General features: G+C 49.3%; 12 protein-coding genes and 2 pseudogenes. 3 read left to right on the forward strand and 11 right to left on the reverse strand.

The window, feature by feature from the left end:
- The first annotated feature begins 3 nt into the window (after positions 1-3).
- The gene (locus ACH0WD_RS00475; RefSeq protein ID WP_000944561.1) at positions 4-1,338 is read left to right on the forward strand and encodes a hypothetical protein; all 1,335 of its coding nucleotides are present in this window, start codon (positions 4-6) and stop codon (positions 1,336-1,338) included.
- 39 nt (positions 1,339-1,377) lie between these two features.
- Here the strand turns inward: ACH0WD_RS00475 and roxA are convergent, their stop codons facing one another.
- From roxA to rluE, 9 genes are all read right to left on the reverse strand, one after another.
- Positions 1,378-2,499, reverse strand: coding sequence for a [50S ribosomal protein L16]-arginine 3-hydroxylase (roxA, locus tag ACH0WD_RS00480; RefSeq protein ID WP_000456514.1), 1,122 nt, complete (start codon positions 2,497-2,499; stop codon positions 1,378-1,380).
- 80 nt (positions 2,500-2,579) lie between these two features.
- On the reverse strand, positions 2,580-4,043 hold the full coding sequence (gene phoQ / locus ACH0WD_RS00485; protein ID WP_001031685.1) for a two-component system sensor histidine kinase PhoQ: 1,464 nt from the start codon (positions 4,041-4,043) through the stop codon (positions 2,580-2,582).
- Positions 4,043-4,714 (reverse strand): two-component system response regulator PhoP, encoded by a 672-nt coding sequence (phoP, locus tag ACH0WD_RS00490; protein WP_001537766.1) that lies wholly within the window; start codon positions 4,712-4,714, stop codon positions 4,043-4,045. Before phoP ends, phoQ begins: the two co-directional genes overlap by 1 nt.
- A gap of 126 nt (positions 4,715-4,840) precedes the next feature.
- Positions 4,841-6,211: an adenylosuccinate lyase gene (gene purB, locus ACH0WD_RS00495; protein ID WP_000423763.1), complete on the reverse strand. Its 1,371-nt coding sequence runs from the start codon at positions 6,209-6,211 to the stop codon at positions 4,841-4,843.
- Between the two features lie 3 nt (positions 6,212-6,214).
- On the reverse strand, positions 6,215-6,856 hold the full coding sequence (hflD, locus tag ACH0WD_RS00500) for a high frequency lysogenization protein HflD (RefSeq protein ID WP_001519653.1): 642 nt from the start codon (positions 6,854-6,856) through the stop codon (positions 6,215-6,217).
- A gap of 86 nt (positions 6,857-6,942) precedes the next feature.
- Positions 6,943-8,049, reverse strand: a complete 1,107-nt coding sequence (gene mnmA / locus ACH0WD_RS00505) for a tRNA 2-thiouridine(34) synthase MnmA (protein ID WP_000004540.1) — start codon at positions 8,047-8,049, stop codon at positions 6,943-6,945.
- Between the two features lie 53 nt (positions 8,050-8,102).
- Positions 8,103-8,564, reverse strand: a complete 462-nt coding sequence (locus tag ACH0WD_RS00510) for an NUDIX hydrolase (protein WP_000476070.1) — start codon at positions 8,562-8,564, stop codon at positions 8,103-8,105.
- A gap of 11 nt (positions 8,565-8,575) precedes the next feature.
- Positions 8,576-8,905 carry a lysozyme inhibitor LprI family protein gene (locus ACH0WD_RS00515; RefSeq protein ID WP_000825956.1) on the reverse strand — a complete coding sequence of 110 codons (330 nt, stop codon included), beginning with the start codon at positions 8,903-8,905 and terminating at the stop codon, positions 8,576-8,578.
- Positions 8,902-9,567 carry a 23S rRNA pseudouridine(2457) synthase RluE gene (rluE, locus tag ACH0WD_RS00520; protein WP_001249412.1) on the reverse strand — a complete coding sequence of 222 codons (666 nt, stop codon included), beginning with the start codon at positions 9,565-9,567 and terminating at the stop codon, positions 8,902-8,904. The genes ACH0WD_RS00515 and rluE overlap by 4 nt, the downstream gene beginning before the upstream one ends.
- 171 nt (positions 9,568-9,738) lie before the next feature.
- On the opposite strand from rluE, the gene icd reads away from it, so the two are divergent.
- Both icd and sopF read left to right on the forward strand, forming a co-directional pair.
- On the forward strand, positions 9,739-10,989 hold the full coding sequence (gene icd, locus ACH0WD_RS00525) for an NADP-dependent isocitrate dehydrogenase (RefSeq protein WP_000444513.1): 1,251 nt from the start codon (positions 9,739-9,741) through the stop codon (positions 10,987-10,989).
- 457 nt (positions 10,990-11,446) lie between these two features.
- Positions 11,447-12,571, forward strand: coding sequence for a type III secretion system effector SopF (gene sopF, locus ACH0WD_RS00530; protein ID WP_000917278.1), 1,125 nt, complete (start codon positions 11,447-11,449; stop codon positions 12,569-12,571).
- 285 nt (positions 12,572-12,856) lie between these two features.
- On the opposite strand, the pseudogene ACH0WD_RS00535 reads toward sopF, so the two are convergent.
- Positions 12,857-13,039, reverse strand: a pseudogene (locus ACH0WD_RS00535) (hypothetical protein); the annotation flags it as partial.
- Between the two features lie 391 nt (positions 13,040-13,430).
- A pseudogene (locus ACH0WD_RS00540) lies at positions 13,431-13,532 on the reverse strand (tail fiber assembly protein); the annotation flags it as partial.
- Between the last annotated feature and the right edge of the window lie 131 nt (positions 13,533-13,663).

The raw sequence follows: 13,663 nt of genomic DNA on the forward strand, positions 1-13,663 counted from the left end.
CGAATGTTACGCATTGTGGTGAAGCGTTTTATTATTTATGGCGGGATATTTTCCGCCATCAATTTTTCTGCCTGGAGCGCCGAATATACGCCTTCCTGGTCCCAGCGCCAGCAACAATCTTCAGCATGTTTTATGACCGGCGATGAAACCTGCATGACGTTTATTGATGATGCGGTGAGGCTGGCCTCGCGGCAATATGGCAAACGCTCAATACAGCTTGTTCGTAGCCTGCTATTACAAAGCGATATTTATCAATGGCTGGGTAAACCTGAATTAACGCCGCAAATGCTGCTGCGAGCGCGGGCAATCATGAAAACATTTCCGGCGGGCACTTATCCGGGCGATCGGGCCGATATGTTTGAACACCTTGCGGCCTTTAATGTTTACAGTGACGATCGCCATATAGAGTATTCATCTACAGAGCAGTGGCGATACGAGATCAAGGTTGATTACCGTCAGCGAATAGCCTGGCAAGAGCAGGCATTAACGTGGCGTCTTAAAGACAAAAAGGCATCGACGGAAGCATTGGTTTATACCTTAAACAGGATGCGCGACGCTTATTCTGATGCGCTGGAAGAGCGGGATGTCGAATGTGATAGTGCGCGTAAAGCCTATTATTTGGCGAAGATAGACGCAACGGAGCGGCAGTGGTTGGGCGTTATTTTACGGGATAAAACCTGGGATAATCGTGAGCGCGTCGCCTCTTTTTTGCAGCAGAAAGCGGATATTGCTTATAATGCAGGACATATTAGCGAGGCGATTAATGCGCTAAGTCAGGCGCTAAAAATTAAGCAAACGCTTTATGGCGCCGAATTCGGCGAAATGACGGTTGACAGCAATAATCTTGCTGGCTTTTATGCACAGGGCCATCATTATAAGGAAGCGAAAGATCTCTACCTTAAACTTATCGCGTATTACCAGAGCCGTTTAACGCCAATGGCGACGGTAATATCACGATTACGCTTTTATTTGCCAGAAAACATCGACCTGGACAGTACTTCCCTCTATCTCCCATTGCTGGAAGAATATAAACGTCGGCAGTCTGACGTATCAATGGTGTTGTATGGTATTTCGCTGCTTTATAAGAATAATCAACAGCTTGAACAAGCAAAAGACTTTGCGGAACGCGCCTTTACGCTTGATGCCGTAGCTTATCCAGCAAAGATGCAATATGAACGATTACAGCAACTGGCTAATATTGCCGAAGGTCTTGGCGATAACGTACTGGCGCGGCGCTATCGGCAAATGTCATTTCGCCATCGAATGGCCCACTCGATTTATCCGGGCGATCCGCAATATAACGATTTCGCCAAACCTGGCGGCGATCGTTGTGGATAGTTTGCGTCAGCCCGGCGGTCGCCGGGCATTGCGATGTTCTTATCCTTCGAAGAACCAGTACCCGCTATTCACCAGTGCCGCCAGCATCGCGAGGAAGGACGGGTCTTCCAGCGCATCGCCGAAGTTTTCAGCGGTCAGTGCAATATGACTGGCGAGCGCCTCCAGAGCGGGGCGATGCGGAGAGTCTATTTTTTCGCCATTCGCATAGACCTCATCGCCGATACGCAATACGCGAAGCCCGCCGAGACGTACTAATACCTCGCCTTGCTTTAAGGCATCGTAAATTTCATCAGGCTGATACGGCGGCTCCGGCGGCGCAATATCCAGTTCGTGGCGTGACTGAGAGAGAAACTCGCCAAGCCACTGTTGGAAATGCGCGGGTTGATTGATCAAATCGAGCATCATATTACGCAGTTTATCCATCTCCTGCGGCAGGATATCCGCCGGATGCTTGCGGGACGGCATATCCGGATCGCTGTAGTATGTATTGCCCAACTCCCGTTGCAGGACGTAATCGGCAAAACCGCTGATCAGCTCACGGCTATTGGGCGCGCGAAAACCGACCGAATAGTTCATGGCGTTTTCCAGCGCATAGCCTTCATGCGGGAATCCTGGCGGAATATACAGAATGTCGCCCGGCTCCAGCTCTTCATCAATAATGGCCTCGAACGGATCGACTTGTAACAGGTCGGGATGCGGGCAGTGCTGACGCATTTGCAGCTTTTCGCCCACGCGCCAGCGACGGCGACCGGTTCCCTGGATAATAAACACATCATACTGATCCAGATGCGGGCCAACGCCGCCTCCGGGTACGGAGAAGGAGATCATCAGATCGTCGATACGCCAGTCCGGCAGAGCGCGGAACGGGCGCATCAAGGCGGCGGTGGGTTCGTGCCAGTGGTTTACCGCCTGTACCAGCAGCGACCAGTTGCTCTCACCCAGATGATCGTAGCTTTCGAAAGGGCCATGGCTGACCTGCCATTTGCCATCCTGATGGCTAACGAGACGGCTGTCGATTTCGCTTTCCATCGCCAGCCCCGCCAGCTCATCCGGCGAGAGCGGATCGATAAAGTTGCTAAACCCACGTTTTAAGACCACCGGGCGTTTTTGCCAGTGGCGTTCAAGAAAGTCGGGCCAGTTAAGAGTTAATTGGTATTCCATGTTAAGTATCCGCAGGCTGGTATCTGACACCGATTATAACGGATGCTTAACGAGATGCGTGGAAGAACGCACAGAAATGTTTATTCCTCTTTCTGTGTGGGATGCTGTCGGCCAAAAACGACCTCCATACGGGCGCCGCCGAGCAGACTGTCGCTGGCAATGATCTGCCCGGCGTATTGTTCCGTAATCTCGCGCGCGACAGCCAGCCCCACGCCTTGTCCTGGTCGTAGGGTATCGGCGCGCTGACCGCGATCAAACACCAGGGAACGTTTGCTGTGGGGAATGCCTGGGCCGTCATCTTCGACGAAAATATGCAAATGATCGTCGGTCTGGCGAGCCGAAATCTCGACAAACTCCAGGCAATATTTACAAGCGTTGTCCAGTACGTTGCCCATTACTTCGACAAAGTCGTTTTGCTCGCCGACAAAACTGATCTCTGGTGAAATATCCATACTGATATTCACCCCTTTACGCTGATAAACTTTATTGAGCGCGGAGATCAGGTTATCTAACAACGGCGCGACGGGATGCAGTTCGCGGCTTAACAATACGCCGCTACCGCGCATACTGGCGCGATGCAGATAATAGCCGATCTGCTGGGAAATCCGGCTGATCTGTTCCAGCATCACCGGTTCAGCTTTGCTGACGCTCATCTTTTCGTTGCGTAAAGAGCGTAACGTACTCTGCAAAACCGCGAGCGGCGTTTTTAAACTGTGCGTCAGGTCGGTCAGGGTCGTGCGGTATTTGTTATAACGTTCACGCTCGCTTTTGAGCAGTTGATTAAGGTTGCGCACAAGGCTGGTCAGCTCACGCGTCGTCTCCGGATTGAGCATTTCGCGGTGATGATCTTCAAGCTCGCGGACTTCCCGCGCCAGCGCCTCGATAGGGCGTAAGCTCCACCAGGCGGCGATCCACAGTAAAGGAATGACTAACAGTAAATTGGCGGCCAGCACGTATACGAACCAGCTCCACACCATATAGGAGCGTTTTAGCTCTATCGGAATGGTATCGACCACCACGATGGTTAACTGCGGCATCCGCGCCGTGGCAGGATAAATATTTACCGCTACCGAGTGGGTCATCTCGGCATCATCGTCATCTTCACGTACTTCTTTGAGTTTTTCCTGCGCGGAATGGTCCTCGCTCAACAGCGTGCTGGTAGCGTCTACGTTGGTTTCGATTTCATGGAAGCCGTTCGTTTTTAACCATTCCGGTTGAATGCTTTTAATCAGCCAGGGGATGTTGCGCTGCGCCCATAATAATTTGCCCGTTTCATCGTAAATCAGCGTCATGGTCGGGCTTTGCATGTCCAGATTTTCAGGCAGCTCAACGCTGATTTTATTATTTTCCCATTTGGCGAGGGTATAAAACAGGTTGCTTTCGCCGCGCAGCAGACGAAAGGTGGTTTTATCAAAACTTACGCTATAGCCGACCAGCGCCACTATGCCATATGCCAGAGAAAGCACCAGCACGACGCCGGCTGTCGCCAGCAAAAAACGAACCCGCAGCGACAGCGGCAGAAAATGGCGAGCAAATTTATTCATTATCGCAATTCAAAAAGATATCCTTGTCCGCGTACGGTGGTAATGACATCGTGCGGGTACTGGGCCTGTATTTTTTTCCGCAGACGCCCCATGAGAACATCAATGGTATGGCTTTCCCGCAGTTCCGCATCCGGATACAGTTGAAGCATCAGCGAATCCTTGCTGACCACTTTACCGTTGTTACGGATAAGCGTTTCCATAATGGTGTATTCGAACGCCGTGAGTTTGATGACCTCTTCATTGACGGATAATTCCCGGCGTGAGAGATCTACCTGGAAAGGCGGGATGTTGATCACCTGGGAGGCCAGACCGCTATTACGGCGCATTAACGCCTGCATACGCGCCATTACCTCTTCGATGTGGAATGGCTTCGTCACGTAGTCATCGGCCCCGGAGCTGAGAACCTCGACTTTATCCTGCCAGCCTTCGCGCGCGGTTAACACCAGAACCGGCAGTGAAACATCACTGCTGCGCCAGCGGCGTATTAAGGAAAGGCCGTCTTCATCCGGCAGACCTAAATCGACAATAGCGATATCCGGAAGGTGTTCATTAAGGTAGTAATCAGCTTCCCTGGCATCTTCTGCGGCATCGACCTGGTGACCTGAATCCTGGAGCTGAACCTTCAGGTGGTGGCGTAATAATGCATTATCCTCTACAACCAGTACGCGCATCATCTCTTCTCCCTTGTGTTAACAATAAGAACAGTCTAGCGTTGATTATGGTGTTTTGGGGATAAACAGTTAATAAACCAGACAAATAGTCACCCTCTTTCTGAAGAAAAGAGGGTGAGGCACGCATTATTTAAGTTCGTCGACCAGAGTCACAGCGCGACCGATATAATTTGCCGGCGTCATGGCTTTAAGGCGCGTTTTTTCTGCTTCCGGCAGGGCCAGACTATCAATAAACTGTTTCATTCCTTCGGCATCAACACGCTTGCCACGGGTCAATTCTTTCAGTTTTTCATAGGGTTTTTCAATACCATAGCGGCGCATGACGGTCTGGATCGGCTCGGCTAATACTTCCCAGTTGTGATCCAGTTCGTCAAGCAGATGATCGCGGTTTACTTCCAGCTTGCTGACGCCCTTCAGGGTGGACTGATAAGCGATAAGCGCATAGCCGATGCCGACACCCAGGTTACGCAGGACGGTTGAGTCGGTCAGATCGCGCTGCCAGCGGGAAACCGGCAGTTTGTTTGCCAGATGGTGCAACACTGCATTAGACAGACCGAGGTTGCCTTCTGAGTTTTCAAAGTCAATGGGGTTAACTTTATGCGGCATGGTAGAAGAACCGATCTCCCCGGCGATGGTTTTCTGTTTGAAATGGTTCAACGCAATATAGCCCCAGACATCGCGATCGAAATCGATCAGGATGGTGTTAAAGCGCGCGATACAGTCAAACAGTTCCGCAATATAATCATGCGGTTCAATCTGGGTGGTGTAAGGGTTCCACTGGATGCCCAGCGAGGTGACGAACTCTTCGCTGAACTGATGCCAGTCAACTTCCGGATAGGCGGCGATATGCGCGTTATAGTTGCCTACGGCGCCGTTGATTTTACCGAGGATCTCCACCTGGTTGAGCTGGCGGAACTGACGCTCCATACGATACGCCACGTTCGCCATCTCTTTACCCAGAGTGGAAGGCGTTGCCGGCTGGCCGTGGGTGCGGGAGAGCAGAGGAATGTCGCGATACTGCGTGGCGAGATCTTTAACCGCGTTAATCACCTGACGCCAGTAAGGCAGGATCACTTCATCGCGCGCGGTTTTGAGCATTAACGCGTGCGACAGGTTGTTAATGTCCTCAGAAGTGCAGGCAAAGTGGATAAATTCGGAAACGTCATGTAGCGCCGGGATCGCGGCGACTTTTTCTTTCAGGAAATACTCAACTGCCTTCACATCATGGTTAGTCGTACGCTCAATGGTTTTAATGCGCGCGGCATCTTCTTCATTGAAGTTTGCCACAAGCGTATCCAGGTAACCGTTTGCGTCGGCAGCAAAAGCAGGAACTTCCTTGATCGCTGCGTGCGCGGCTAATTTCTGCAGCCAACGTACTTCGACTTGTACACGAAATTTCAGCAAACCGTATTCGCTAAAAATTCCGCGCAGCGCGCTGACTTTATCGCCGTAGCGTCCATCGACAGGGGAAACGGCGGTCAGTGAGGATAATTCCATAGATCATAACTCCGGGGTTAAATGAGCAAGAATTTGTTTTGCCTGAGTCGTCAGGCGATGACGAGAAAACATAAGCTGTAGGCGACCACCGCCTACCTGATGCCAGAGCACGGCTGCACGGATGCCTGCCAGTAGCGAGGCGCGGACTTTGGCCTGCACCTGCGGACTTTGCAGAACGGCCGGGGAGCCCGTCACCTGAATGCGCGGGCCCAATGGGCTAATCACATCCACGTAGATGCCCGCCATGGCGCTCATTAACGTGTCTGACTGTAAATCAAAATGATCAAGCTGGCGCTGCAGGCCGTTAATGCGATCGCCTAACGTATTCAATGCGCCTTTGGCGGATGACAGCTTGCGCTCCAGCACCATCAGGCTAAGCGTATAACGCGTCAGTTCGGCGTTAAGTCCTTGTCGGCTGCTGGCATTCAGCACGCCGAGCAGTGTTTCCAGACCAAGACGCAGGTTAGCTTCGCTGCCGCCGAACACGCCCAGAGTAGAACTGGGATTCATATCAATGACACTGTTGAGTGAAACGTGCAACGCGTCGGCATCACAGTGCCCCTGGTGCGCCAGTTGTTGCACCAGGCGTGCTGACTGGCAAATGCCAGACAGCGCGAGGGTGATGTCATAATAATTCTTTGCCACAATCACTGCTTCCTTGTATCAAATAAAATACACTTCATCTTTTAAGCCGCTTTGAGGCGACTTGAATGGTGTTGTGTATTGAATAATCAGACCGTCAGCGGCAGTCGCTGCTCGATAATGCCGCCACCCAGGCAGACTTCGCCGCTGTAAAAGACAGCGGACTGGCCCGGCGTAACGGCGGCAACCGGCTCGTCAAAAATGACCTCGATACGATCGTCATCCAGCGCGTTAATCGTGCACGGAATATCGGTCTGGCGGTAGCGGGTTTTTACCGTACAGCGCAGGGTGCCGGTGAACGGTTCGCGATCGACCCAATGTAGCTGCTGGGCGATGAGGCCTACCGACATCAGACGTGGGTGCTCATGCCCTTGGGCGACAATTAACACATTGTTTTCAACGTCTTTATCCACCACATACCAGGGGTCTTCGCTACCGTCTTTGGTGCCGCCGATTCCCAGCCCTTTACGCTGACCGAGCGTATGATACATCAGACCCTGATGCTCGCCGATTTCATCGCCGTCAACGGTAATGATTTTCCCCGGCTGCGCAGGCAGATAGCGCCCTAAAAAGTCGCGGAATTTGCGCTCGCCGATAAAGCAGATACCGGTAGAATCTTTTTTCTTGGCGGTTACCAGCCCCAGATCTTCGGCGATTTTACGCACCTGCGGTTTTTCCAGCTCGCCAACCGGGAACAGACTTTGCGCAATCTGCTCATGGCCAAGCGTATAGAGGAAGTAGCTCTGATCTTTGTTGCCGTCGAGCCCGCGCAACAACCGGCTTTTGCCGTTTACATCCGCGCGGCGAACGTAGTGACCGGTGGCGATATAGTCGGCGCCTAAATCTTCTGCGGCAAATTCAAGGAAGGCTTTAAATTTGATCTCTTTATTGCACAGAATATCCGGGTTCGGCGTACGGCCCGCTTTGTACTCTTCAAGGAACAGTTCAAAGACGTTATCCCAATATTCTGCGGCAAAATTAACGGTATGCAGTTCAATGCCAAGTTTGTCGCACACGGCCTGCGCGTCAGCCAGATCGGCTGCCGCGGTACAGTATTCCTCACCATCGTCCTCTTCCCAGTTCTTCATGAACAGGCCTTCTACCTGATAACCCTGTTGTTGCAACAGCCAGGCGGAAACGGAGGAATCGACACCGCCGGACATGCCGACGATCACTTTTTTTGGGCTTTCTGACATTGGAATACTCGCGACATTGAACTTCAAGGCGGCGTATTCTATCACGCAGCCCTTTACTTGACACCCTCTGTAAACGGCCAGTTAAATTCGCCCACTATAGATAAGGGGTAACGTTGTCCCGTTTGATAACTGCGAATGCTTTCAGCCACCAGCGGAGAACGTAAATTCGGCGCGTTCAGAATCTCATCGGCGCTCACCCAACGGCAGCAATCGATGTCATTGTCATGGGGTTCGGTCGCGCAAATATGATCAAGCTTGATAGCGAATAAAAAGCGCAGGAACGGGGTTTTATCCGGCGCAATCCACTGATGCATACGGATAAAATACTGTGGTTGCGCCGTGATGCCAGTCTCTTCCCACAGTTCACGCGCGGCGGCCTGCGCCAGCGTTTCATCTGCCTCCAGGTGTCCGGCAGGTTGATTCCATAACGATTTACCGTTGATGGTCTCTTCCACCACCAGAAATTTATCTTCGGCATGTACGATGCAGGCAACGGTCACGTGCGGCTTGAACATAGGCATCCTTATTAAAGCGGTTTATCAATGTGGTCATAGATCGCGTCAAGCTGTTTCAGACGCTCGTTATAAGCTTTTGTCAGGCAGGTGACGTCGGCCTTGCACTGCTGACGCTGTTTAAGCCAGCTCTGCTGGGCGTCCTGCAGGGCGCCGCGACTGCCCATCGCGAACAACCCTTTCAGAAACTGATATTTGGTGTGCATTTCCACGTCTTTATCATTCAGCGTCAGGTGCGCGCAGATAGCCTTTTCATCCGCAGCCTGCGCTTTCTGGCAGTCGAAGCTGGCCGCATTAACGGATAACGGTGTTAATAAAGCAAAAGCAATGAGAAGCCGTTTCATCTGTCTTTCTCCTGTGCGATCTCGCGCCACTGTCCATTATCGAGGCCGTTGAGCGTGTAGTCGCCCATGCTGTAACGAATTAATCGTAGAGTGGGATGACCGACATGCGCTGTCATGCGTCTTACCTGGCGGTTGCGGCCTTCATATAAGGTGACTTTTAGCCAACTGGTGGGAATATTCTTCCGTTCGCGAATCGGCGGGGTGCGCGGCCACAGCCAGTCAGGCTCCGCGACAATCTCAATACCGGCAGGCAGGGTAGGGCCATCGTTGAGCGTGACGCCAGTACGAAGCGCCTGCAGCGCTGCATTATCCGGGATACCTTCTACCTGAACATAGTAAATCTTGCCGGTGCGTTTGCCCGGTTGCGTGAGGCGCGCCTGCAGCGCGCCGTCATTAGTCAGCACCAAAAGCCCTTCGCTGTCGCGGTCCAGGCGGCCTGCGGCATAAACGCCTTGCACAGGAATAAAATCTTTTAACGTGCGGCGACCTGCTTCATCCGTGAACTGCGGCAACACATCGTAAGGTTTATTGAACAAAACCACGCGTTTTGGCTGGTTTTCTTTCCGTGATTTAGATGCTTGTCGTGAGCTGAATCGCTTAACGTAGTGATTTCTAAAAGAAGTTTTTTGCATGGTGTTTTCAGAACTTATTAATTGCCGCATTATAGCGCAATAATGAGTGTCTTTCATGGCGGCAAACAATAGGGTAGTATTGACATGCTCATTACAAAACATTAACAAAAAATTGCTCTAACGCAGTCGTGCAGCAGGACGCCATTGCACATGCAGCGCGATGACAGACGAGCAAACCAGAAGCGCTCGAAGGAGAGGTGAATGGAAAGCAAAGTAGTTGTTCCGGTGGAAGGTAAGAAGATCACCCTGCAAAACGGCAAACTCAACGTTCCTGAGAATCCGATTATCCCGTTTATTGAAGGCGATGGTATCGGTGTTGATGTCACTCCAGCCATGCTTAAAGTGGTCGATGCCGCCGTCGAGAAAGCCTATAAAGGCGAGCGTAAAATTTCCTGGATGGAAATTTACACCGGAGAAAAATCCACACAGGTTTACGGCCAGGATGTCTGGCTCCCCGCTGAAACCCTTGATTTGATTCGTGATTACCGCGTAGCGATTAAAGGTCCGTTGACCACGCCGGTTGGCGGCGGTATTCGCTCTCTGAACGTTGCCCTGCGTCAGGAGCTTGACCTGTACGTTTGTCTGCGTCCCGTTCGTTACTATCAGGGCACGCCAAGTCCGGTGAAACATCCGGAGCTGACCGATATGGTCATCTTCCGTGAAAACTCTGAAGACATCTACGCCGGAATTGAATGGAAAGCTGACTCTACAGACGCTGAGAAAGTGATCAAGTTCCTGCGCGAAGAGATGGGCGTGAAGAAAATTCGCTTCCCGGAGCACTGCGGTATCGGTATCAAACCGTGTTCTGAAGAAGGCACTAAACGTCTGGTTCGCGCGGCGATTGAATACGCTATTACCAACGATCGCGATTCCGTTACGCTGGTACATAAAGGCAATATCATGAAGTTCACCGAAGGCGCGTTTAAAGACTGGGGCTACCAGTTGGCGCGCGACGAGTTCGGCGGTGAGCTTATTGACGGCGGTCCGTGGCTGAAAATTAAGAACCCGAACACGGGTAAAGAGATCGTGGTTAAAGACGTTATCGCCGATGCGTTCCTGCAACAGATCCTGTTGCGTCCGGCGGAATACGACGTTATCGCCTGTATGAACCTGAACGGTGACTATATTTCCGATGCCCTGGCGGCTCAGGTTGGCGGTATCGGTATTGCACCGGGTGCGAATATCGGCGACGAATGCGCGTTGTTTGAAGCGACTCACGGGACTGCGCCGAAATATGCGGGCCAGGATAAAGTCAACCCAGGCTCCATTATTCTGTCTGCGGAGATGATGCTGCGTCACATGCAGTGGTTCGAAGCGGCGGATCTGATTGTTAAAGGTATGGAAGGCGCGATTGCCGCGAAGACCGTGACCTATGACTTTGAACGCCTGATGGAAGGCGCTAAACTGCTGAAATGTAGTGAGTTTGGCGACGCGATTATCGCAAATATGTAATAACGATAATTGTTAAAAACAAAAACGGGGACTTAACGTCCCCGTTTTTATTATTAGCATTCGAACGGTTATCAAAATTTTATCAAAAAAATTTATCAAAACTTCCTCAATTCTGACCGCAATAGTAATCCATCCTTTACCCCGATCGTCATGATAACCTGAGCCCCGTTGAAAGCTGATAGTTACCGATTTTGATTGTGTGTGGTTTTCTTTATGATGGGTGGTTTGGCTATTTTTTGAAAGTGCCTTATTAGATTTGTTGTTATTATCAGGATAATATTTCAATAAAAGGTGATAATTTATTGCCTGCAATAGTGGGTAGATTAAGCATTTTATGAAATCATTAGTGTCTTTATTTGCACTTCTACAAGGCGGCTAAAAAGTGTTGAAATATCAGCCTGATAAAGAATACGTCAGCGAAAGTGAATACTATTAGTCGTAAAAATTCAGGAGACATATGCTCAAACCTATCTGCTATAGTGGAAGTGTAAAGGTTCCGGAATATCTGGAAACAGATAAGGAAAAAAATGTCGGACGTACTCCTCTGTCTTCAGATATTCAGCAAGTTAAAAATGTTGTTGAAGATGTTCCGCCATTTCCAGAAAGCGGAGCGGTGAGCGGTTCTGTAAGCGCAGCGTACAGGCTTTCTTTTGACGAAGTGTTTTGCGGTCTCAGCAATGAAGAGCGTAAAAAGGTGTATGGCCGCCTTTTTGGAAAACAAGTACTTGCGCATATTCATTCCAGGTGTCAGCGCGACGCTGACATAATAAGAGAAAAAGCGCTCAGGCGGATAAGCCGTGAGTGTGGTGCCGAAATAGATTGCGCTCTCTTGCTAAATAAGATGGTGGATATTTTACAAAATGCCCGGCTGACAATAAATTTTAATGCAGCAAAAATTGACTTTGTCTCTCTCTTAAAAAATAAAGAATATCTGAACTCTTATGCATTAGGTTGCAGACCGGGAGATTTACCCGCTTATAATGTCGGGCGTGATTCAGTTGAAACTAAAGCATTTGAACTGGAGAAGCTTGCAGATTCACCTTATGCCCCATATGGTCAGACAGGCGGTTTTTCCGTAGCATATACTCCCAACAGTAAAACTTTTAGCCCTACAAGCAGACCAATTTATGCTGCACTGGACTTTCTGAACGGTGAAAATGGAGGTGCCAGCGCCTATGGGAAATCATTTTTTGAATTAAATGATAATGTAAAAACAAATTGTACATTCTCACCTTTTGATATCTACGGTCACAGATTTGGCCTGGATACGAGTAAATTATCTACATTTTGCCATATGGAGAACCTGATTGCATCCTGTCAAAATGATTTTTTTGGTTATAATTGCTTTAAGAGTTTGGTTAAAATGGCTAAGGGCGAAAAATTTTTAGCTCATTCTAATTATGGTACAGGCTATGAAGGGAATTATATAGAAGCTCATATTCATGGTGATGTATGCTTATTTAGAGATATAAAACACGTTTATTTGTCTTTGCAAGAAAATTCTTACTCGAAAAGTCAACTATATGATTATGCAAAACAAATAAACCAAGCGCTTAATAGAGACTGCATAATATTATATTGACAAGCTTATTATCAGTCTCTTTAAAAGAGCTTTAAATGATCATGAGCACATACTTCTTGAGGTAGGCAGTAACTGCTTTTATATTTATTATCTCAGGACCGTTCTGTCAGATACCTGTGTGGCACTTCAGTATGGCCTGAAAAATAGAGGAATATGGACCAGCAGAAGCGCCTGCTGGCTACTTTTCACTTAAATCGCTGGAATTCACCGGCGCTACAGATGAAGCGACCTTAACAGTCATCAGGTGTCCTGCATTACCACAGGAGTGATTTACTGGCTATCGATATTCCTGCTCATCAGGTTTTTACGCCATCTACGTACATTTATTCTGCTATAAATTAAAATACTGCAAAAAATATTAAGGCTTATTATTTTTTCTTTAAGTAAATTTTCGTTCAACAAACTTAATTGTTTATTCAATGATGATGAAGCATGAGTTATGCTGAAAATGAGGGAAGTTAACAGCAAGGATAATCTTAATATTTACGGGTGATATTATGAGACATCGTGTATTTTTCCCATTGCTTCTGGTGTTGTCGGCTACAGCCTTTTCGGCATCGGCGATGGCTGCCAGTGATTCAAAACCCCCACCAGATAATACAAAACACGCCTTCGGTGGCTGGCCAAACCCCGAATCATTGGTTCACCCAGGCTGGTGTGACCATTGGCCAGAAGGTGAGCTAAAGCCACCGGGGTGGTGTGATGTTTGTGGTTGTTAGTTTTTTACAGAAAACTATATCAACCATATCAGGACTGAGGGTATATCTGACTATTATGTTTCATCAGCTCATCCTGAACTGAATATTACTTCAGGCTGGTGTGTTTTATTAACGCCAGCCTGATTTTTCACAACGTTATATTATTGGCTTACAGGCACATCAGGCCAGTCAGGTTTTGATGTGTCCACACGGTTTACCAACACCCTGTATTTTTCCATTCGTCGCTCATCATCTGTTGCCATCAATGACAGTATTGCGCTCTTTCCCGTACATTGCTCTCCCGACCAGCTCACGGTCCAGTACATGACAGTCCTCTTCCACTTCGCTACGCCTAATTTTTTGTTTTTGAGTTGCTCTGTTTTATTGCGCTGAA

The organism is Salmonella sp. 2020_1395 (genome assembly GCF_043848115.1).
GTDB lineage: Bacteria > Pseudomonadota > Gammaproteobacteria > Enterobacterales > Enterobacteriaceae > Salmonella > Salmonella enterica.